Genomic DNA, 19,977 nt, shown 5'->3' with positions numbered 1-19,977 from the left:
GCGGGCGAGGGGCGCGTCACTTCGAGAGCTCCTTGAACTTCGTGTTCAGCGTCGCGACGAACTCGCCCACGTCCGCACGGCCGTTGAGGAGATCGTTCAGTGCCGCGTCGACCTTGGGGATGAAGCCCGACGGCAGGGCCGGGACACCGCTCTCGTTTCCGAAGCTCGGTGTCACGGTTCCACCGGCCTGGGCCTTCTCGTAGAGATCGAGGGTGGTGTTGTACAGCGGCGGCAGTCCGGCCGGCGGCTTGTAGCCCTTGAGCGCGACGAACAGGCCGTCGTACCGCGCCCCGCCGTCGGCGTTCAGCTTCGAGAACTCGACGGCCCACTGCTTGGCCTTCGCGACGTCAGGGGACTTGGCGCTCACCGACAGTCCGCCGCCGGTGTACACGGGCAGGACGAGCGAGCCGTCCTGCGTGGGCATGGGGAAGGCGCCGAACTCCTTCTGCTGTGCCTTGTCCGGGGACGCCGGGAACCACGAACCCATCGGGTACATGGCGCCCTTGCCCTTGAGGAAGGCTTCCTGTGCCTGTGCGTAGGTGGCCGACAGGTTGTCGACGTTCTCCTTGCCCGCCAGTGCCTTCATCTTGGTCGCCGCGTTGACGAACAGCGGGTCGCTGAAGTCGGTCTTGCCCGCGGTCAGCTTGTCGAGCCACTTCGGGTCCTTGGCGTAGACCTCGTCGGCCACCAGCTGGGCGAAGGTCCATCGCGGGCCGAGGCCGTCCGGTGCACCGCCGCCGATGACGAACGGCTTGATCCGCGCCGCCTTCAGCTTGTCGACCGCGGCGAGCAGGTCGTCCCACTTCTTCGGAGGGGTGGTGATGCCCGCCTTCTCGAAGTCCGCCTTGCGGTAGTAGATCTGCCAGGTCTGCGAGTTGGTGGGCAGCTGGTAGATCTTGCCGTCGAAGCTGTTAGCGGTCGGGCTGGTCCAGTCGGCCAGCTCGTCCGTGCCGAACTGGGCGAGTTTGCCGCCCTCCGCCAGTCCGGCCGGGTCGATCGCGACCATGATGTCGGGCAGTGCGCCGGTCGAGTCCAGCTGGCGCGTGTACTCGTTGCGCTGTTCGGCGCTCGGCGCGACGAGTTTCTTGATCTTCACCCCCGGCACCTTGGCGCTGGTCCGGGCGATGATGTCGTCCCAGTAGGAGGCGGTGAGGTTGGGTGTCTCGAAGGTGAGCAGGCTCAACGTCACGTCATCGCCCGAACCGTCCCCGCCTTCGCTCCCGCCGCCGACGGCGCAGCCGGTCAGCGCGACCAGGCCCAACGACACTGCTACTGCACCCCAGTTGGCCCGCTTGATCATGAGGCCCTCCTTGCTGGTCGAACCCACCGGGGGAGGTCGCTCGGCCAGAATTTAGATAAGTAAGTTTCTTGTCAATATTGCTGTTGCGGCGTCAATTTAGATAGCGTGCCGCCGTGAGTCAAGACATCGGTGCAACCCGGGGCAGCACGGCACCCGCCGGCCGTGCGGGCGATGCCCACCTCCTGCGCAGGCTCAATCTCTCGGCCACGGTGCGGGCCTTCCTCGACACCGCGTCGCTGACGGTCAGCGACGTGCGTGCGATCGTCGGGGTCTCCCGCCCCACCGCCGAGGACCTGGTGGCGACGCTGCTGGACGAGGGCTTCGTCCGTGAGGCGCTCGACCGCCCGGACGGCGAGCGGTCGGCGGGACGGCCTGCCCGGCGCTACGAGGTCGTGGCCGAGGACTTCGCTGTCGTCGGAGTCGATATCGGCGCCCACAAGGTGGCCGTGGTCGTCTGCGACCTGCGCGGAGACGTCCTGGCGGTACGCAGACGCAGCGTCGACTCCCGCGTCGGGCCGGCCGGGCGCATCGGGGCGGCGGCGCGGCTGGCCGAGGCGACCCTCCGGCAGACCGGGACAAGCGCGGAACACGTCCGTTCGGTGGCCTGCGGCATCACCGGTGTGGGCGCCAACGGCTCGGAGGTCATGGACATCCGCACCGTGCCCGCGGGCCAGGACCTGGACGTCTACTCACTCCCGGGTTTCGACAGGATCGACGTGGTGTCGGAGGTCTCGGAGCGCTTCGGGCGCGACGTGCTGGTCTCCAACGACATCCACCTCGCTGCGGCGGCCGAGCAGTGGCGGGGCGGCGCCGGGGCACGCGACCTCGTCTACATGCACGCCGGCCGCCGCCTCGGGGCCGCGATCGTCATCAACGGGCAGATCCACAACGGGCGGCACGGCCTGGCGGCGTCCGTCGGTTCCATGAAGATCCTGGGGTGGGCCGAGGCGATGGCGCAGCTCGACCGCGAGAGCCGCAAGCTCGCGGGCTCGGCCGCCGAGGAGTCCACCAGCGGCAACGTCCGGGCGCTCTTCGAAGCGGCCGCGAACGGCGACCGCACCGCGGTGCGCACCGTCGACCGCGTCGCCGAGGCCCTCGCCCTGGGCGCCTCCGTCCTGGTCCACGCAGTCGACCCCGATCTCGTCGTGCTCGGCGGTGGCCTGTCCCGCGCGGGGGAGGTGCTCGCCGGCCCCTTCGGGCGGCACTTGGCCGCGACCTCCCTCAACAGCCCGGAGTTCCGCGTGTCCCTGCTCGGCGACGAGTCCGTCGCCCTCGGCGCCGCCCGGCTGGCGCTCGACGACCTCAAGGAACGGCTGCTCGCCGTGCAGGCCTGATCCACCTTCCTCTCACCGCACCAGGAGTCACCGAATGATCGAGCCCGGACGCGTTGCCGTGCCCGCGCCCACCGCCCCCGTGTCCCTCTCCGGACTCGGCGGGACCGAGACCACGACGATGGTCCTGCTGCCGAGGGCGGACGGCCTGCCCGACATCGGATGGGTGGGCCCTTCCCTGGCGGCGGCGGACGTCCGGTCCCTGACGGTCCCGGCCTCGGTCGAGACCACGGCCTGGAACTCCTGGCTGACCGGCTCACCGGTCAGCGTGCTCCCGGAGCACGCGCGCGGCTATCTCGGACGGCCCGCGCTGCTCGGCCACCGGGTCGGCCCCGACGGCCCCGGGAGCGACTGGTCCACCGCGTTCGGCCCCGGCTCGGTGCGGTGTGACGACGACTCACTCGCGGTCCGGGCCACCGACAGGGCAGCGGGACTCGAACTGTGCTTCGAGGCCGAAGCCGTCCCGGGCGGAGGGCTCCGCCTCCGGCACCTGTTGACCAACGTCGGCGCCGGCCCCTACGTGGTCGACGCGCTCGACGTGGTCGTCCCCGTTCCGACCGGCGCGGGCGAGATCCTCGACTTCACCGGGCGATGGGCCCGCGAGCGGCAACCCCAGCGCCGTGCCCTCGCGGACGGGCAGTGGGTCAGGGAGCACCGCCGCGGCATGCGCGTCCTCGACGGCACCGGCCTGGTCGTGGTCGGTAACCCCGGCTTCGGATACGGCCAGGGTGAGGTGCTCGGTGTCCACCTCGCCTGGAGTGGCAACCACCGGTACGCAGTCGAGCAGCTCAGCTCCGGCACCGCCGTCGTCCGGGCCGGCGAGTTGCTGCACCCGGGCGAGATGGTTCTCGCCGAGGGCGAGACGTACGCGATGCCCTGGGTGCACGTGGCCGCGTCCGCGCGCGGCCTCGACGGACTGGCGGACGCGACCCACCAGTACGTCCGGTCGCTCGCGGCCCATCCGTCCCGGCCCGCACCCGTCATGTTCAACCCGTGGGAGGCGGTCTACCTCGACCACGACCTCGACACGCTGACCGCGCTGGTCGACATCTCGGCCGAGCTGGGTGCCGAGCGTTTCGTGCTCGACGACGGGTGGTTCGCAGGCCGCACCTCCCTTGACGACGGCCTGGGCGACTGGACCCCGGACCCGGCGGTGTGGCCGCACGGGCTGGCACCGCTGGTGGACCGGGTGCACGAGAAGGGGATGGAGTTCGGGCTCTGGTGGGAGCCGGAGGCCGTCAACCCGAACTCCGCGGTCCACCGCGATCATCCCGATTGGATTCTGCGCACGGGCGACCGGTCGCCCGTGCTGGAACGCAACTGCTACCTGCTCGATCTCGGCCGGGAGGACGTGCGGACCCACCTGCTCGACGCCTTCGGCCGTCTGGTGGCGGCGCACCGGATCGACTTCGTCAAGTGGGACCACAACCGCGACCAGGTCGACGGCGGTGACTCGCGCGGCACCGGCCGGCCCGCTTCACGGCGGCAGACCCTCGCCTTCCGCGAGCTCCTCGCTGAGCTGGCCCGCCGCCATCCCGGCATCTCGTGGGAGAGCTGCGCCTCGGGAGGCGGCAGGATCGACCTGGACGTGCTCGAGCGGGTCCAGAGCACCTGGGCCTCCGACGTCACCGATCCGCTGTCCCGCCAGCCGATCCAGCACTGGAGCGCCCAGCTCGCCCCGCTGGAGTACCTCGGCGCTCACGTCACCGCACCGGTCTCCCACCAGACCGGCCGGACCAGCGTCCTGGACCTCCGCGCGGCCACGGCCTTCTTCGGCCAGTTCGGCATCCAGTGGGACCTCACGAAGGTGCCGGCCCACGAGCTGGACCGTCTCGCGTCCTGGATCGGCCTTTACAAGCGGCACCGCGCGCTCCTGCACACGGGGCGGTTGACGCGTGTCGCACTGCCCGACGGTCTGCTCGCGCATGGAGTGGTCGCCCGGGACCGGTCGGAGGCGCTCTTCTCCTATGCCCAGCTCGATGAGATCGTGCCCGTGCCGCCTCGGCTCCGCATCCCTGGACTCGACCCGGACCGGACCTACCGCGCCTCGCTCATCACGCCGGCCGACCCGTCGGTCACCTGGGAGGTCACGGGTGTCCAGGCCTCCGGTGCGGCGCTGGGAGCACTGGGGCTGCCAGGTCCTGCGCGGGCACCTCAGAGCGCGGCGCTGGTCCACCTGCGCGCCGTCTGATCCGGCGGATGGCCTCGTCACGCAGCTTGAGCGCGAGTTCGTCGAAGTCGGACTCGAAGGTGAAGCGCTTGACGTCGCCGATGGGCGCTGTCAAGTTGTTGAGTATGTCGGTGCCTGACGGCGTGTTGGGGCATGGTGGGCTTGCGGTCCGGGCCTGTGGTCAGGCTGTGGTGGGCCGGCTGGCAGCTTGGGTGATCTGGTCCCAGATCGCGAAGCGGACGGTCATCTCGGCTCGGTGGTCGGAGGCTGTCATCAGGTGGCGGTGAGGGCGGAAGTGGGGCGAGATGCCGCTGAACGCGGACAGGAACCGCTGGGCCCCGCCTACGGAACGGAATCCTTTCATTGCGCGTTCACGCTGCCGCGTGGGCTGGTGGGAGTTCTCCGCCCGGTTGTTCAGGCCCTTGTGGGAGCGGTGTCCCACCGAGGGCATGACCTCGCGGTGCGCCGCGCTGTAGGAGCGGAGCTTGTCGGTGACGACCACCCTCGGCACCGTACGGGTCTTCTTTATCAGGCGGCGGAAGAAGCGTCTTGCCGCGGTGAGCGCAAGTCTGCCTCGATGGCGACGGCGGTGGGACCCGCCGGGCTTGGTGGGCCGGGTGGCGGCTGCGTGTGGAGGTGCTGAACGGTGCAGATGGCTGCTACCTACACGGTCTCCTCGAAGGCCGTGATCTGCCTGAGTAGTTCACCCGACATTGCGAGGATGGTCCAGTGTTGCAGAATGGACGGTCCGGGCTTGAGGGGGAACGATGGCGCTGGTCCACATGCACGGAATCGGCAATCGCGAGGCGGAGGACGAGGAGCGGGCAGCCTTGCGGGACAGTTGGTTTCGGCTCGCGTTGTTGCCAGCGGCGGGCTGTCGGTCGCCCGAGGCCCCGATTCTCAATCCGCACTGGGGCGCGCTGTTGTCGCCGCCGGCATGGAACTGGGCGAGCCTTTGCGTTGACGGCGTGGAGTCTCTGGGCGATGAAAGGTCAGCGATCGACGACTCGGTCGCGGAGATGGTCGTCGGGGTCGTGGCGGCGGAGCCGGATGTTGCGGAGGGGCGCGTGCTGGTGACGGCCGCGCGGAAGTCGTTGTTGGCGGCCTTGGAGTTGCTGGCGGCGTCGGTGGACGCGCGGTCGGCAGAGGAGCGGGACACGCTGGTGGTGTTTTGCGCGCGAGCCGTGGCCTATTGGGTGTGGAAGACCGGCGAGGGTCGGCACGGCGACGGCGTAGAGTTCTTCGCGTGGATCGGCGAGATCGAGGGCGACATCGATTTTCTGGATCGCCTGGCCGAGGAACTGAACCTCTGGCAGGGAAAGTTGGACGACGGCAGTGGGCCGCGTGATGCACTGGACGAGTGGGAAGCGTTCGGTGGCATGCTCGTGCCCCGGTCCGCGCGGGCGGCCGTGCGGCGCATGAACGCTGCCTTCGCGAAGACCATTGCTGGCGGTGTAATGGCAGTGAGCCGGCGCTTCACGCCGAAGGGCGCACTGCTGTTCGCGGATGTCGCGGGGTATCTCGCTGGACGTGGCAGTGTCGAACGGCCCGGTCCTGTCATGGAATTGGTGGGCAATGCGCTGCATTGCGCGGCCGACGCGGCACGGGAGAACGGTGATCCGCTGATCGTCGTGGCGCACAGCATGGGCGGCAACATCGTCCACGACGTCCTCTCGTTGTACCGGCCCGATGCGCACGTCGACCTGCTGGTCACCGTGGGCACGCAAGTCGGCCTCTTCGAGGAGTTGAAACTGTTCGCAGCGAGCGACCCGGCCGTGCCGTCCCCGCACGTTGCGAGGGTACCGATGCTGCCGAACGTGACGCGGCGAACCAACGTTGTGGATGTACGGGATCCGTTGGCGTTCGTGGCCGGGCCCGTGTTCGCCGACGCGGAGGATCTCGTTTTCGACAGCGGGGCCCTGTTGCCGCACGGCGCCTATCTGACCTCTCCGGACTTCCACCGCCGCCTCGCCCGCCGCATCGCCGAGGGGACCCACTCGTGACCACGCTCAGGGATCACCCCATCCACGGCCCGGCGCTGCACGCGTTCGTGATCGGTGTGGGGCAGTACGACTGGTTCAAGGGCGGCCCGCTTCAGCGAACCAAGGCCCAGAGTGCCGACCACTGCCGCAGCTTTGCCCAGTTGACCGCCCCGCCAGTGTCCGCGACGGCGATGTGCGAGGCCCTGCTCGGTCCGCTGGGGGAGCGCCCGGAGCTGCCGCTGGGCAGTCTGGAGGTGCTGATCTCCGCGGAGGCACCGGTGCGCCTGGCAGGCGACGACGGTTCGACGGAGATCGCGCCGGCCGTGATGAGCGAGGTGATAACGGCGTTCGAGCGGTGGTACGAGCGCTGCGACAGGCACACGGACAACGTCGCGCTATTCCACTTCTGTGGCCACGGCGTCCAGATCGGCCGAGGACCGCACGGCCTGTTGCTGCAGGACACCGGCGAGAACATGCACTCGTATTTCACGAACGCCATCGACCTGGATACCACCGTGCTGGGCATGGAAGAGAACGCCGCAGAGAAGCAGCTCTACTTTGTCGACGCGTGCCGCAGCATGCCCTCGTCACTAGAGGCGTTGGCCAGTCTCGACGCCACTGCGCTGAAGACCCCGCCGCGCGATCCCAGGAGCCGAGACCGTCTGGTGCTGCGATCCACCGACGTCGCCGCCGACGCGTACGCCCGCCGCAAGTCGCCGTCGCTGTTCACCAGGGCGGTGCTGAATGCGCTGAGCATGCCGCGCGAGCCGCGACAAGGCTCGAGGTGGGAGGTCACCACGGACACCATCGGGCCCTACGTCCGCCAGCTCACGGGGTGGCCGGGACTGCAGGAGCAGGACGAACCGCGCCAGGTGTGTGACACCTCTGTCAGTTCCACCAAGGGCGGCACCGTGTTCACGTTCGACGAGTGCCCACCGGTACCGTTTCACTTCGATACGAACCCCGGTGACGCGCTCTCGTCCGCAACGTGGATGTTGTCCGAGCGCACCAGCGGGCACCTCATCCAGCGGCGCGGCCCCGCACCTGAGCCGTGGCAGGGCGAAGGCCCCAGCGGCCCAGCCCGGCTCGATGCCGACTTTGTCAACGGCCGCTTCACCGCCACCGGCTGCGATGTGTGGCTGTCTCCGCCGAGCCACCAAAACACCCTCGCCTTGGGGGAGTTGTGAACTCCCGCACGGAACAGGCCGTCGTGCATGCCCCAACCGTTCCGGCCGCCAGAGCGGGCACAGTCGTCGGCGCGGCGGAGATCTTGGACCACCACAACCGTGTCCTGGACCGTTTTCCGCTGTGCACAGAGCAACCGCACACGGTGCAGTTGCGCGCCGGCGAGCGGTTCCTGCTGCGAGGCTGGTCACCGTATGTGCCGCTGCGCCGCACGCTGGTCACCGGTGGGGACCCGACGGCACGCCTCGCCACGGACGCAACTGCAGAGACACGGCTCACGGACCGGGGGCGCCACAGCACAACTGGGTGGCTGAGTTTGTGGCAGGGGCCTCGGGGCGGTCTCGACGGATGGGTGCCGTTGCCACCCTCGGCCCTGCCGGACGCGGACGGGGAGGGACCGGCGGTCATCCCGACGGGCGCGCCCGAGCGGCCGCTTGCCGTCGCCCGTCGTCCTTCCGATGCCGCTGGGCACTCTGGTCCGCGAGCTCGTCGCAACCCGACGCGGCAAGGCCAAGATCGGCACGCCGGACGACACCCCCTGGCTCTTCCCCGGAGGGTAGCCCGGCCGTCCGCTCAGCGACAGCCAGGTCGGTCTGAGGCTGCACAAGATCGGCGTTCGGCCCCAACAGGACCGATCTACCGTCCTGTTCACTCTCGCCGCCGAGCTCCCCGCCGCCCTCCTCGCCCGGATGCTCGGAGTCCACATCCAAGTCGCGGTCCAGTGGCAGAAGGCATCCGGCGGCGACTGGGCCGCTTACGCAGACGAGATCAGCCGTCGAAAGAAGGACTGATGAAAGCCTCCATAGCGATCGCGCAATTTCCCATCACCTGGGACATCGAGCAAAATCTCGCGGCCATCACCTCGCTCCTGGCAGACGTCCAGCCAGACGAGATCGTCGTACTCCCCGAAGGTGCGCTGTCCGGCTACGGCGCCGACCTCTCAGCCCTCGAACGCCTACCGCCCTCGGCCCTCGCGCATGCCATGGACCGCGTCGCAGAGCTAGCTCAGCGCAGAGCCATCCACCTGTTCTGCGGCACTTTGCTATTCGAACGTGGTGCTTGGAGCAATGCCGCCCTCTACTTCTCTCCGGACGGCACCCGCTGGACCTACCGGAAGATAAACCTGGCGATGAATGAGCGAGGTCAACTCGATGCAGGCTCTGAGCTCTCGACGCTCACGATCCACCTGGCGAGCGGACCCATCACGCTCGGCGTCCAGATTTGCCGGGAGATCCGTTTCCCCGAGCAATGGCAGCATCTAGCCGACCGCGGAGCACAGGCTTTCATCTACCTCACCCATGCAGCCAACCCCTCCGAGCCCGCAGGGGTCTGGCGGAGCCACCTCATCAGCCGCGCAGCGGAGAACCAACGGTTCGTCCTGGCAGCCAACGTGGCAGATCCTCACCAGCACTGCCCCAGCATGGTCATCTCACCGAGAGGAGAGGTCCTCGCCGAGGCGAACTTTGGCGAGTCCACCATAACCACAACCACGATCGACCTTGACGAGTCCGCCAATTGGTACCTCGGCCAGCGCCGACGGGACCTACTCAAGACGAGCTATCAAGATCGAACAAACGTATAGCAATGGGACGACTGGAGGGCCCCTACGGCCAGGCATTCCGAGAGTTCCAATACCCGACTCCACCATTACACCTGACCCAGTCGGACCTGGAGAACGTCCTTCAGCACGTGTGGGTCGCCGGCCCCGGCACCACCAACCCCGGCGAACTCCTCACCAGCAACACCACCCCGCTCACCCGCGAACAGGCCCAGGCCCTGGCCATCGACCTGTCCCGCCGCAGTACCCCCGCCGAAGGCGGGTTCTGCACCTTCCAGCCCGTTGTCGACGGCGGTGCCTGCCCCTGGAGCCTCGACTGCCACAACTGCGACAAGTTCGTCCTGTCCGGCGCCGATCTCCTCTACTGGCGACGCAAGCGCGAGCAATGGCGGCTCCTGGCCGAGCGCGCTCCCGACGACGCCACCGCCGACTACCTCCACCGCCACTTCGAGCCCACCGCCCGCGCCATCGACGGCCTGGAGAAGGCCCTGGCCGGCCTCGGCCTCCTCGACGACGCCCTCGCCCTGGACCTGCGCAAACCCCAGGACTACTTCCACCGCGTGTGGTCCACCGCCTTCCGCGCCGCCGACCTCGCCCACGCGGGCAACAAGAGCAGGACGAGTACAGCGATACGTGCACAGCCGACGGTGACGACCCTGAACAGGAAGTTGCATGAACACCGCTACCGTTCTCGAGCCCCGCACCGTGGCGGCCCTGGCCGCCCGCCGTCGCAAGACCGAGACCGCCCTTGAGCGCGTCCACGAGGCCATCGCCCGGCTCCGACGCGAGAAGGCCCAGGTCAGCGTCGCCGCCGTCGCCCGCCGCGCGGACGTCTCGCGCACCTTCCTTTACGACAACCCCGAGGCCAGGGCCGCGGTCGTCGCAGCGATGACCGAGGCCGGCGAACGCCGGATCCGAATGCTCGCCAACGACGACGAACACGAGGCGACCTGGCGCGAACGCGCCCTGAACGCCGAGGAAGCCCTCAAGGCCGCCCACGCCGAGATCCTCACCCAACGCACCCGCATTGGCGAACTCCTCGGCCAAATGCGCGACTTGCAGGCCGAATGGACCGAGGAAGCCATCCAGCGGACCACCACCGAGAACACCACCCTCAAACAGCGCATCCGCCAGCTTACGGCCGACAACCGCACCCTCGACGAACGGCTCAAGGCCGCCCGCTCCAACCTCCGCTTCCAGGACCGGCGCATCGCCGACCTCGAAGCCCTCATCGCCCCGGGATCATCGCCTGATTAAAATCCCGCAGCCCCTCCGTAGCGGCGCCCGGCCCAGGAGGCGTCTGCGCGGAGTGCACTTGCTTCAAGTGCACTTGAAGGTTCTAGCGTGGTCGGCATGACGGTGACCGACAGCACTCCCGTGAAGTCCCCGCCCATGGACGCTTGCGTGCCCGTGGGGCCGGCCCATCCGCGACCCGACGGCCAGGACCGCTACACGATCAGCGAGGTCGCGGCGTACACCGGGCTCAACGCGCCTACCCTGCGCTGGTACGAGCAGATCGGTCTGATGCCGGAGGTGGAGCGGTCGCACAGCGGCCAGCGCCGCTTCGACAACAGGGACCTGGACTGGCTCTCCTTCGTGGGCAAGCTGCGGCTGACCGGGATGCCGATCGCCGACATGGTCCGCTTCGCGGAGCTGGTCCGCCGGGGCGAGGTCACCTTCGACGAACGGCGGGAAATTCTGGAACGGACCCGGCGCGAGGTCGTGGCGCGCATCGCGGAGCTGCAGGACACCGTCGCCGTACTCGACTCCAAGATCGACTTTTTTGCGGGCGCCCGCCGGGCGTCGGAAAGGGACTGAGCGCCTTCATGAGCAATGCCATCGAACAGATCCGCAAGGTCGAGCTGGGCAACGGCGGCCCCCTCGTCGGCGTCCAGGGCTTCGGTGCCATGGGCATCAGTGTCGCCTACGGACAGACGGACGACGCGGCGGCCCGCGACACGCTGGAGGCCACCGTCGAGGCGGGCGTCACCCTCATCGATACCGCCGACATGTACGGCGTTGGTGCCAACGAAAAGTTCCTCGCGTCGTTCGTCGCCGCGCACCGCGACGAGATCACTCTGGCTACCAAGTTCGGCATCGAGTACCGTGCCGACGACCCGAGCTACCGGGCTATCCGAAACGATCCCGCCTACATCAAGAAGGCCGTCGAGGCGAGTCTGCGCCGCCTGAACGTCGAGGTCATCGACCTCTACTACATGCACCGCCGCGACCCCGCCGTCCCGCTCGTCGAGTCTGTCGGCGCCATGGCCGAACTGGTACGGGAAGGCAAGGTCAAGCACCTCGGGCTGAGTGAGGTCACCGGTGCCGAGCTGCGCGAGGCGCACGCCGTGCACCCGATCAGCGCCCTACAGACGGAGTGGTCGGTCTTCAGCCGGGACGTCGAGCGCAGCGCGGTGGGCGCGGCCGCCGCGCTCGGGGTCGCCTTCGTGCCGTACTCGCCGCTCGGCCGGGGCTTTCTGACCGGTGCCTTCACCGACGCGAGCAAAGACCTCTCCAGCAGCGACTTCCGGCAGCAGATGCCGCGCTTCAGCGGCGACAACGCCAAGGCGAACGCCGCGCTCCTGGAACCCTTGCACAAGATCGCGGCCGATCGTGGCGCCACCACGGCGCAGATCGCCCTGGCCTGGTTGCAGCAGCGGGCGCAGGCGCACGGCCTGACCGTCGTGCCGATCCCCGGAACGCGCAAGCGCAGCCGCCTCCTCGAGAACGCCGCAGCCACCCGGATCACGCTGACCGCCGAGGAGCTGGCGCTCCTCGAGCCGATCGCCGGCCAGGTGGCGGGCGACCGCTACGCGGACATGTCCCTCACCTCGGCAGCCCGGGAAGCCTAGGTCAACCCGGAATCCGCAACGTGGTCCTGTCCCGCTGACGACATCACGGCCCGCCCACCGCCCCGGTGGACGGGCCGTCTCACGAGACCACCCGGACGAGCTACAGCAACGACCCCAACTCCCCGTCACGGACATGTAGTCTATGAATCGTCGCAGTTCAGAGCCGGTGTCCGAGCTCCTGCGGTCGGTAATGTCGAGTACAAGCGGGGCGTTGATGCCGGCGTCATCAACCAGGGCCTGTTCTATCTCTCGTGGCTGATGGATCACCGGTCCGAGTTCGAGCACCTGGTTCGTGACCGGCTCGGGGCTACGGCCGCATCCCAGGTGCTGTGGAGCGGACCGCGTCTGATCTGTATCGCCGGCGACTTCACGCGCTACGACGTACACGCCGTACGCGAGCACCGGAGGTCGATCGACCTGGTCCGCTACCGACTCTTCGGCAGCGACCTGCTCGGGCTTGAGACCGTGGCGTCCGTCAGCGGCGGCATACAGATAGCTCGTCGGGTGCGCCGACAGGGAGAGGCACGGGCGGCAGACGACGTCCAGGGCGCGTCGATGGTGGAGGTGGTGAACGCGGCCGAGGAGGCGCTGCTCGGGCTCGGAGGCAGCATCAAACGCGTCGAGCGCAAGCAGTACACGGCATTCCAGAAGCTGCGAAACTTCGCCTGTGTCTGCCCGCCCCAGCGGAGCAAGCTCCTGGTCTACCTGAAGGCCGACCCGAGGCACGTCGACCTCCTTCCCGGGTTCACCCGAGACGTGACCGGGCTCGGCCACCACGGGACGGGCGATCTGGAGGTTCAGCTCCGCACGCCGAGGGACGTGGGGCGAGCGCAGGATCTGTTCCGCGCGAGCTACGCAGCAGCGTGATGGCTCGACGGCATTCTGGCCGTGAGCGATTTGCGCTTGATCTGAGGTCGTCGTGTAGTGCCTTTCGACGTACGGGCAGGGCGTGGCGGTGGAAGTTCAATGATGCGCGGGATCGCCGGTCTGGTTGACCGGAGATCCCGCGCTATGTTGCGCCACCTTGCTGGCCGATGAGTAGGCACCCTGGGCCGTTGGATCAGCGCCAGGTGTACGTCTGGTCGGTGATCGGGGGGAGCAGTACGTTGCTGGGCGCGTCGGCGGGCTCGGTCAGCTGGCTGAGTGCGTTGCCAACGGCAGGGTAGAGGTGGCGTTCGGCGGCCTGCGCGAGGGGAACCCAGACCACGCTGGTGATGTCTTCGGCGTCTTGCTCGGTTGCCGGGAGGACAGCGCGGACGTAGCGGGGGATGGCCAGAAGATGGATGAGGTGGAGACGGCGGAACGTGCCGGTCCTGCCGGGCCGCGTCGTGATCTGGTCCTGTGCCCAGCGCAACCGGGGACGGTCGGGGAGGGCGGTGACATCGAGGTCGAGCTCTTCCTTGAGTTCGCGGGCGAGGGCGACAGGTACTTCCTCTTCCGGGTGGAGGAGCCCGCCCGGCAGTGAGTACTGGTCTCCATCGGGCCGGGCCCGGCGGATCAGGCAGATCTCGTCGCTTTCGATGATGGCTGCGCAGGTGCGGATCGCGATGGCCGGAACGGCGCCGGTCGTGGTCATGAAACCGTCCCCGAGCGGAGGGCGACGGCGTTGTTGGCGGCCAGCCAGCCCGCTGGGTTGCCGCAGTCGAAGTACTGTCCGGCGACGGGGTGGATGAGCACGTCGTGGTCGCGGGCGAAGGCGGTGATGGCGTCGGTGGCCTGGTACTCGCCGTTCGCGGCCGGGGTGAGCTTCTCGAAGTAGGCGGTGGCCTCGGTGGGAAGTAGGGCGCGGCTGATGTTGATGTAGGCCGTCGGTGCGCTGTAGGCGGTCGGCTTTTCCAACAGATCGTCCAGTACCTGCTGGCCGTCCTCCGTGGCTCGGGGCTTCAGGATTCCGTACCGGTGAGCGTCGCTGCCGGGGACGGTGGCGGCGGCGACGGCACCCGCGGTGCCGGCGGCGTCGCGGGCGGCGGCGAGGGCGGCGAGGTCGGATCCGCCGTCGGTCCGCAGGAGCAGGTCATCGCCGGCGATGAGGAAGAAGTCGTGGTCGCCGATGAAGTCGGCGGCGAGGATCGCGGGCAGGGCGGTTCCGTACCGGTCGCCGTCGCGGGGCTGTTCGATGAAGTGGAAGTCTGCCTGGTCGTGGAGGTGTGCGATCGGCTCGTACTTCTTCTGCCAGCCGCGGGCGGCGAAGTAGTCCCGCATGCCGTGGTCTTCGGTGAAGTAGTGGCGGACCTGCCGTCCGCCCTCGCCCTGCGAGGTGACGATCGCGATTTCGCGCACGCCTGCGGCGAGGCAGTCGGCGACCGCGTAGGCGAGGACGGGTTGGTCGAGTACCGGCAGCATGCACTTGTTGACCGATTTGGCGATGGGGAAGAAGCGGGTTCCCATGCCGGCTACGGCGATGACGGCGCGACTCACGCGGGCCCTTCGGGTGGGTGCGGGCTCTGCCTGTGGTCCTCCGGCAGGGCCCGGCGAGGCGGGATAGGCGCGACAGTCTACGCATACCGCGCACGGTTTCCATGAACCCGCAGCCCGCGGCGGGGGCGCTCAACTGGCCGAGCCGCCAGCGCTGTTGAGCGCGGCGGCTTGGCGGTGTGCGTCTTCGGGATCAGCGGGTCAGGGTGTGATCGAAACGGAGAGGGGCTTGGGGGCCGCGGCGGCGGTCAGTGAGCTGGCCTCGCGGATCCGGTCCCAGATCGGGGTGGCCCGGTCGCTGGGGTCGAGCCCGTGGCGCACTGCCTGCTGGTGGACGGCGGCGAGCATGGTGTCGTAGTCGCGGGGCGTGCCGACCGGGTCTACCAAACAAACGGTGCATCTGGGGTTGTTGCGGCTACTGGCGGGCTGCTGAGAGGCGGCCGTCGAAGGTGATGTCGAAGGCGTTCAGGGCGGTCTTCCAGCGCATGGTCCAGCGGGCCTGGCCCTTGCCGGTGGGGTCCAGGGACGTGATCGCCATGTAGACGCACTTGCATGCGGACTGCTCGTTGGGGAAGCGGCCGCGGGCCTTGACCGCCCGGCGGATCCGCGCGTTCACGGACTCGATCACGTTGGTTGTGCGGACGATGCGGCGGATCTCGGTGTCGAAGCGGAGGAAGAGAGTGAACTCCTCCCACGCGTTCTCCCAGAGCCGGACGATCGCCGGGTACTTCTTGCCCCATGCGTCGGCGAACTCCGCGAAGCGTTCCAGGGCAGCGCCCTCGCCACCGTCGCCGGCCCACAGCCCGAGGATGCCCCGTCGGCCTTCGGTGGTGACGGCGAGAGCGACGGAGACGGGCCGGTTCGCGACCGCGCCATCACGCCGCCCGTCGCCGCGCAGTGAGACGCGGGGGCCTTCCGCAGGCTACGGAGGTGTACTCGGAGACGATTTCGGCAAGGTAAGGGCAGTGGCCCGGTCGGCGAACTCGCTGTCGAATTCCCCGTCTTCGAAGCGGTCGGCGACGGTGACGCGCAGGTCGCCGAATTTCGTGCCGAAGCGCTCGATGCGGTAATCGGGGGCGAGCGCGAGCAGGTCGTAGTGAGCTCGCCGTCTTCGCCGAGGTGGTGTGGCCCTTGCGGGCCCGCGACCTGTGCGAGACCCTCGATCTCGGCTTCGCACCGAAGAGCATCGAGGGCATGCGCTCGAAACTCAAAAGCATCCTGGCCGAGACCGAACCCGGCCTGTTCGCCCAGGCCCGGCCGTAACGTGACCCGAAGCGCCTGACCACACAACCTCACCCAAGCCACATCACGAACCGGACATCAACCCGCGAAACACCCCTCTCAGGAACACACGGAATTCCTGTCCCTGGGGCGGTAAAGCCCAGGTCGGCACCGGACCGCTCTCCATGTGCCGTGCTGTCAGCTCGACTTGGCCGGACCTGAGGTGTCGAGGGCCAGCGAGATGGCGAGCGCGCCGAGCGCCGTGCCCATCGCGTAGCGCTGCACCTTGAGCCAGGAGGGGCGGCGCGAGAGGAAGACGGCGATGGTTCCGGCCGCCAGGACGATGGTGAGGTTGACCGCGACGCTGACCACGATCTGGATCGAGCCGAGCGTGATGCCCTGGAGGAGGACGTGGCTTTTCTCCAGGTCGATGAACTGCGGGATGAGCGAGAGGTACATGACGGCGATCTTCGGGTTGAGCAGGTTCGTCATCAGTCCCATCATGAATAGCTTGCGCGGCGAGTCGTGCGGGACGTCCTGCGGGGTGAAGACGGAGACGCCGCCCGGCTTCAGCGCGTTCCAGGCGAGGTAGGCGAGGTATGCCGCGCCGGCCAGCTTCACGGCGAAGTACAGCTCGGGCACGGCGATGAAGACGACCGACAGGCCGAGGTTTGCGGCCAGTAGATACACCACGAAGCCCAGGGCCACACCGCCGAGGGAGATGATCCCGGCGCGCCTGCCCTGGGTGATGCTGCGTGAGACGAGATAGACCATGTTCGGGCCCGGGGTGAGCACCATCCCTAGGGCCACCATCAACACGCCGAGGACTCCGCTCAGTTCAACCATGAAAACCCCTCATTCGCTGTTATGCCCCGCCGCCGTCTCCGGACGCGCCCTGTCGGAGCGGTCACCGCGCCGTACCTCGGCGAGGTCGTGAGCGATGTCGTGGAGGAGATGACGGGTGAAGAAATCGACGGTGAGTCGCGAGTCGGCCAGGCCCGTGCCGTCGCGGTCCCAGTCGTCGGCGGTGAGCGTGGCCAGGCGGCGGGCCAGGGCCTCGGCGGCCCACCCCAGTTCCTCCGCCACCTGTCGCGGTTCCTCGTCGCGGTAGCGCCGGACGACGTCCGGGCGTTCCGCGGCCGGCCCGACATCCGGCGCGGTGCGGTGGTCCGGTGCAATCGTTGTGGTTCCGAAAATTGCGTCGAGCCTCTTGTGGAACAGGAGGCACATGTCACGGACGTGGCAGCCGTGTTCCAGCGGTGACCAGTGAGGCACGCCCACGCGCCGGCCGTCGAGCCCTGGCCCCGTCAGGACCCGCTGCCACTCCGCCGCGTACTTCCGCAGCAGGCCGACGACCGTACCGTGCCTTACCAGGCAGGAGGTGAATCCGCACCGGTCACAGTCGGGCAGCGGCAGGGGAGTCCGGCCGAGCGGAGACCGAGACCATGCGGTCGTGTTCACTGCTGGCAGGACTCCTTTCCGGCGGTCGCGCGCCCTCTCGTGACGCATCCAAACAGGGGTTCCCCAGCCCGGTGCACGGGCGAGGCTCGAAGCAATGCCGCGAGCATATTGCCTGCGAGACCTCGATGCAATATGCATTATTGCACTCGGTGCAATTGTGTGGTTGGATGGCGGGGGCACGTGAACGAGAGGAGAGCGCCGTGAAGGACTATCAGAGCGTCGCCGACACGGTGGCCGAGGAGATCAGGGCCGGCATCCTCCGGCCGGGCGACAGGCTTCCCCCGCAGCGCAAGTTCGCCCAGCAGCACGGCATCGCCAACTCCACCGCCACCCGCGTCTACCAGGAACTCGCCCGACGGGGCCTCACTCTCGGCGAAGTGGGCCGCGGCACCTTCGTTCGCGCGGTCCCCCGTGCATCCGCGCCCGCGCTCACCGAACCCGCAGGCAGCCGGATCGACCTGGAGCTCAACTATCCGGTGGTGTCCGAGCAGGCCACGCTGCTGGCCAACGGGCTCGGCGGGCTGTTGCGTCCCGATGTCCTCGGTTACGCGCTGCGGCCCGTCGGCGCGGCCGGCGTTCCGGCCGTCCGCGAGTCCGCCGCCGATCTGCTTGCGCGTGGCGGCTGGCGCCCCGACCCGGCGCAGGTGCTCTTCGCGGGGAACGGGCGGCAGGCCATCTCGGCCGTCGTCACCGCCCTGGTGCCACCGGGCGCTCGGCTCGGCGTCGAGGAACTGACCTACCCCGTGATCAAGGCCATCGCCACGCGGCTCGGCATCACCCTCGTGCCCCTGGCCATGGATGCAGCAGGGCTGATCCCGGAGGCCGTCGAGGAAGCCCACCGCAGCGGCCCGCTGCACGCCGTCTACGTACAGCCGACTCTGCACAACCCGCTGTCGATTACGATGCCCCGGGAACGGGTGGAGCATCTGTCCGATGTCCTGTTGCGGTCGGGGATCCCCGCGATCGAGGACGCCATCTGGGCCTTCCTCCACGACGAAGTGCCGCCGCTCGCCTCTCTGGCCCCCGAGCAGACCGTCCTCGTCGACAGCCTGTCCAAGCGCATCGCCCCTGGCCTGACCCTCGGGTTCGTGGTGGCGCCCGGCTTCCTGGTGGGCGAGATCGCCACGTCGCTGCGCTCGGGGGGTTGGACCCCCATGCGCTTCGCACTGGAGGCGGCCTACCACTGGCAGCAGGACGGCACCGTGAAGGCGCTCGTACAGGCCAAGCAGCGGGAAGCCGCCGTACGGCAGGAGATCGCGGCCCGGCACCTCGGCGGCTTCGCTGTGCGGAGCGACCCGCGCTCGTACCACTGCTGGTGGCAACTGCCCCGCCCGTGGCGCGCGGACACCTTCGTCGCTGCCGCCGCCCGGCACGGCATCGGAGTGGTGCCGGCCGCCGCGTTCACCGTCGGCAATAACCACGCCCCCAACGCGATCCGGCTGGGGCTTGCCTCCCCGCAGACCGACGTTCTCTCTCAGGCGCTGGCCACACTGGCCGAACTCGCCCGGTCCGCCCCGGACGACCTCGTCACCGACTGACGCCTGCCCGCGCGTCGGCGACCGTCCCGGCGAAGACCGAGGCGGAGCCCACGGCCACAGACACGGGATCGGCATCGAGATCGTAGAGCGGAACCCGCAGGACAAGAGCTTCATCGCGACTCCGAGGGGGCCGGGCGGCCCTCGTAGTCGCGGACCAGTCGCCGGTGCAGTATCAAGGTCGTCAACACCTGTGGATCAAGCGTTCTCCCCGGATGACCACCGAGCTTCTCCGTCTCACCGTCCCGGGGTGTGCGACGCCTTATCCGAGCGTGGAAAAATGCAGGGTGAGACGAGCCCGCGCAAACTCTTGGTCACACTCGAAGGCCCGGACATCCGCACGTCACGGGCATTGTTGCGCTGAGCATTGCTGTTCGCGTGCGGCGTTCCAGACAGGACTCGTTCCGAAATAGGAGTCGTAGAGTTCCTGAACGTCGAGGAGGCTCTCCGGCGGTACCTTGCCGTAGCGGATGCGCTCAAGGTGGCGGAAGTACTCGAAGCGCTCCACCCCGGGCGTGATGATGACCAGCATGTCCGCAATCTCGCCGGGTGCGGCGGCGAAGGCATGCTGTGTACCGGGTGGTACGACGACAACATCCCCGCGCTCCGCGGTGACCACTTGATCGCCGGACAGGAGCTGGGCGGTGCCGTCGAGGACGTAGAACATCTCGGCGGACTTGCCGTGGTGGTGAGGACGGGCGCCATTGGCACCCTTGCCGAGGGTGACACGCATGCTGGAGAGCGCCCCGCCCGTGGCGGAGCTGTCGACGAGCAACTGGTTGGTTACCGGGCCGCCCTCGCCTATCAATTCGGCGTCAGCAGAGCGCACAACGACGGTTCCGTCGAAATCGGGAATGAAGAGAGACATTTCTTGCTCCTGCGATATTTTTTCCCGCTGAAAGGCAGGAACTACTGGGCAGGCAGTGGTCAGCCGGGGCCGCGAAGGTCGCTTGCCCGCTGCCTGCAC

General features: G+C 68.6%; 18 protein-coding genes and 3 pseudogenes. 12 read left to right on the top strand and 9 right to left on the bottom strand.

The genetic code is table 11. From position 1 onward, the window contains the following. Positions 1–16: 16 nt before the first annotated feature. Positions 17–1,300, bottom strand: a complete 1,284-nt coding sequence (locus tag ACGFU7_RS38715; RefSeq protein ID WP_393702487.1) for an ABC transporter substrate-binding protein — start codon at positions 1,298–1,300, stop codon at positions 17–19. A gap of 113 nt (positions 1,301–1,413) precedes the next feature. Between ACGFU7_RS38715 and ACGFU7_RS38710 the strand changes: the two genes are divergently transcribed. Together ACGFU7_RS38710 and ACGFU7_RS38705 are read left to right on the top strand one after the other, a co-directional pair. After that, a complete protein-coding gene (locus ACGFU7_RS38710; RefSeq protein WP_329833518.1) occupies positions 1,414–2,634 on the top strand; it encodes an ROK family protein in 1,221 nt (406 codons plus the stop codon). 34 nt (positions 2,635–2,668) lie between these two features. After that, positions 2,669–4,822, top strand: coding sequence for an alpha-galactosidase (locus ACGFU7_RS38705; RefSeq protein WP_393702485.1), 2,154 nt, complete (start codon positions 2,669–2,671; stop codon positions 4,820–4,822). Positions 4,823–4,982: 160 nt separating this feature from the next. Here ACGFU7_RS38705 and ACGFU7_RS38700 read toward each other — a convergent pair. After that, positions 4,983–5,357, bottom strand: a pseudogene (locus ACGFU7_RS38700) (transposase); the annotation flags it as partial. Positions 5,358–5,568: 211 nt separating this feature from the next. Between ACGFU7_RS38700 and ACGFU7_RS38695 the strand changes: the two are divergent. From ACGFU7_RS38695 to ACGFU7_RS38660, 8 genes and pseudogenes are all read left to right on the top strand, one after another. Continuing rightward, positions 5,569–6,804 (top strand): hypothetical protein, encoded by a 1,236-nt coding sequence (locus tag ACGFU7_RS38695; protein WP_393702483.1) that lies wholly within the window; start codon positions 5,569–5,571, stop codon positions 6,802–6,804. Continuing rightward, positions 6,801–7,970, top strand: coding sequence for a caspase family protein (locus ACGFU7_RS38690; protein WP_393702481.1), 1,170 nt, complete (start codon positions 6,801–6,803; stop codon positions 7,968–7,970). Before ACGFU7_RS38695 ends, ACGFU7_RS38690 begins: the two co-directional genes overlap by 4 nt. Before the next feature lie 788 nt (positions 7,971–8,758). Next, positions 8,759–9,550 carry a carbon-nitrogen hydrolase family protein gene (locus ACGFU7_RS38685; RefSeq protein ID WP_393702480.1) on the top strand — a complete coding sequence of 264 codons (792 nt, stop codon included), beginning with the start codon at positions 8,759–8,761 and terminating at the stop codon, positions 9,548–9,550. A 2-nt stretch (positions 9,551–9,552) separates the two neighbouring features. Next, entirely contained in the window at positions 9,553–10,278 is a 726-nt protein-coding gene (locus ACGFU7_RS38680; RefSeq protein WP_393702478.1) for a hypothetical protein, read from the top strand. After that, entirely contained in the window at positions 10,199–10,783 is a 585-nt protein-coding gene (locus ACGFU7_RS38675) for a DUF6262 family protein (RefSeq protein ID WP_393702476.1), read from the top strand. Before ACGFU7_RS38680 ends, ACGFU7_RS38675 begins: the two co-directional genes overlap by 80 nt. 96 nt (positions 10,784–10,879) lie before the next feature. After that, positions 10,880–11,344 (top strand): MerR family transcriptional regulator, encoded by a 465-nt coding sequence (locus tag ACGFU7_RS38670; protein WP_393702474.1) that lies wholly within the window; start codon positions 10,880–10,882, stop codon positions 11,342–11,344. 8 nt (positions 11,345–11,352) lie between these two features. Next, positions 11,353–12,378, top strand: coding sequence for an aldo/keto reductase (locus ACGFU7_RS38665; protein ID WP_393702472.1), 1,026 nt, complete (start codon positions 11,353–11,355; stop codon positions 12,376–12,378). A 192-nt stretch (positions 12,379–12,570) separates the two neighbouring features. Further along, a pseudogene (locus ACGFU7_RS38660) lies at positions 12,571–13,245 on the top strand (DUF5655 domain-containing protein); the annotation flags it as partial. Positions 13,246–13,438: 193 nt separating this feature from the next. Here ACGFU7_RS38660 and ACGFU7_RS38655 read toward each other — a convergent pair. The 4 genes and pseudogenes from ACGFU7_RS38655 to ACGFU7_RS38640 form a co-directional block, all read right to left on the bottom strand. Further along, the gene (locus ACGFU7_RS38655; RefSeq protein WP_393702470.1) at positions 13,439–13,954 is read right to left on the bottom strand and encodes an NUDIX domain-containing protein; all 516 of its coding nucleotides are present in this window, start codon (positions 13,952–13,954) and stop codon (positions 13,439–13,441) included. Beyond that, positions 13,951–14,796 carry a sugar phosphate nucleotidyltransferase gene (locus ACGFU7_RS38650; RefSeq protein ID WP_393702468.1) on the bottom strand — a complete coding sequence of 282 codons (846 nt, stop codon included), beginning with the start codon at positions 14,794–14,796 and terminating at the stop codon, positions 13,951–13,953. Before ACGFU7_RS38650 ends, ACGFU7_RS38655 begins: the two co-directional genes overlap by 4 nt. A 198-nt stretch (positions 14,797–14,994) precedes the next feature. Then, positions 14,995–15,180 (bottom strand): hypothetical protein, encoded by a 186-nt coding sequence (locus tag ACGFU7_RS38645; protein WP_393702466.1) that lies wholly within the window; start codon positions 15,178–15,180, stop codon positions 14,995–14,997. A gap of 28 nt (positions 15,181–15,208) precedes the next feature. Next, positions 15,209–15,673: pseudogene (locus ACGFU7_RS38640) on the bottom strand (transposase); the annotation flags it as partial. A 251-nt stretch (positions 15,674–15,924) separates the two neighbouring features. On the opposite strand from ACGFU7_RS38640, the gene ACGFU7_RS38635 reads away from it, so the two are divergent. Further along, a complete protein-coding gene (locus ACGFU7_RS38635; protein WP_393702464.1) occupies positions 15,925–16,056 on the top strand; it encodes a hypothetical protein in 132 nt (43 codons plus the stop codon). Between the two features lie 156 nt (positions 16,057–16,212). On the opposite strand, the gene ACGFU7_RS38630 is transcribed toward ACGFU7_RS38635, so the two are convergent. Together ACGFU7_RS38630 and ACGFU7_RS38625 are read right to left on the bottom strand one after the other, a co-directional pair. Beyond that, positions 16,213–16,860: a LysE family translocator gene (locus ACGFU7_RS38630; RefSeq protein WP_393702463.1), complete on the bottom strand. Its 648-nt coding sequence runs from the start codon at positions 16,858–16,860 to the stop codon at positions 16,213–16,215. Positions 16,861–16,869: 9 nt separating this feature from the next. After that, positions 16,870–17,475, bottom strand: a complete 606-nt coding sequence (locus tag ACGFU7_RS38625; protein ID WP_393702461.1) for a DinB family protein — start codon at positions 17,473–17,475, stop codon at positions 16,870–16,872. A gap of 200 nt (positions 17,476–17,675) precedes the next feature. Between ACGFU7_RS38625 and ACGFU7_RS38620 the strand changes: the two genes are divergently transcribed. Further along, positions 17,676–19,013: a PLP-dependent aminotransferase family protein gene (locus tag ACGFU7_RS38620; protein WP_389609657.1), complete on the top strand. Its 1,338-nt coding sequence runs from the start codon at positions 17,676–17,678 to the stop codon at positions 19,011–19,013. A 340-nt stretch (positions 19,014–19,353) separates the two neighbouring features. On the opposite strand, the gene ACGFU7_RS38615 is transcribed toward ACGFU7_RS38620, so the two are convergent. After that, the gene (locus tag ACGFU7_RS38615; RefSeq protein ID WP_393702459.1) at positions 19,354–19,878 is read right to left on the bottom strand and encodes a cupin domain-containing protein; all 525 of its coding nucleotides are present in this window, start codon (positions 19,876–19,878) and stop codon (positions 19,354–19,356) included. Positions 19,879–19,977: the final 99 nt, after the last annotated feature.

Origin of the sequence: Streptomyces sp. NPDC048473, assembly GCF_043200155.1 — a bacterium.
In the GTDB taxonomy this organism is placed as follows: domain Bacteria; phylum Actinomycetota; class Actinomycetes; order Streptomycetales; family Streptomycetaceae; genus Streptomyces.
This window is presented reverse-complemented; position numbering and strand designations above follow the sequence as displayed.

What these genes read in the sequence shown, in the direction of transcription:
- ACGFU7_RS38715 (WP_393702487.1), bottom strand. Translation starts at nt 1,300, where the DNA reads ATGATCAAGCGGGCCAACTGGGGTGCAGTAGCAGTGTCGTTGGGCCTG.
- ACGFU7_RS38675 (WP_393702476.1), top strand. Translation starts at nt 10,199, where the DNA reads ATGAACACCGCTACCGTTCTCGAGCCCCGCACCGTGGCGGCCCTGGCC.
- ACGFU7_RS38655 (WP_393702470.1), bottom strand. Translation starts at nt 13,954, where the DNA reads ATGACCACGACCGGCGCCGTTCCGGCCATCGCGATCCGCACCTGCGCA.
- ACGFU7_RS38665 (WP_393702472.1), top strand. Translation starts at nt 11,353, where the DNA reads ATGAGCAATGCCATCGAACAGATCCGCAAGGTCGAGCTGGGCAACGGC.
- ACGFU7_RS38680 (WP_393702478.1), top strand. Translation starts at nt 9,553, where the DNA reads ATGGGACGACTGGAGGGCCCCTACGGCCAGGCATTCCGAGAGTTCCAA.
- ACGFU7_RS38695 (WP_393702483.1), top strand. Translation starts at nt 5,569, where the DNA reads ATGGCGCTGGTCCACATGCACGGAATCGGCAATCGCGAGGCGGAGGAC.
- ACGFU7_RS38630 (WP_393702463.1), bottom strand. Translation starts at nt 16,860, where the DNA reads ATGGTTGAACTGAGCGGAGTCCTCGGCGTGTTGATGGTGGCCCTAGGG.
- ACGFU7_RS38685 (WP_393702480.1), top strand. Translation starts at nt 8,759, where the DNA reads ATGAAAGCCTCCATAGCGATCGCGCAATTTCCCATCACCTGGGACATC.
- ACGFU7_RS38705 (WP_393702485.1), top strand. Translation starts at nt 2,669, where the DNA reads ATGATCGAGCCCGGACGCGTTGCCGTGCCCGCGCCCACCGCCCCCGTG.
- ACGFU7_RS38615 (WP_393702459.1), bottom strand. Translation starts at nt 19,878, where the DNA reads ATGTCTCTCTTCATTCCCGATTTCGACGGAACCGTCGTTGTGCGCTCT.
- ACGFU7_RS38670 (WP_393702474.1), top strand. Translation starts at nt 10,880, where the DNA reads ATGACGGTGACCGACAGCACTCCCGTGAAGTCCCCGCCCATGGACGCT.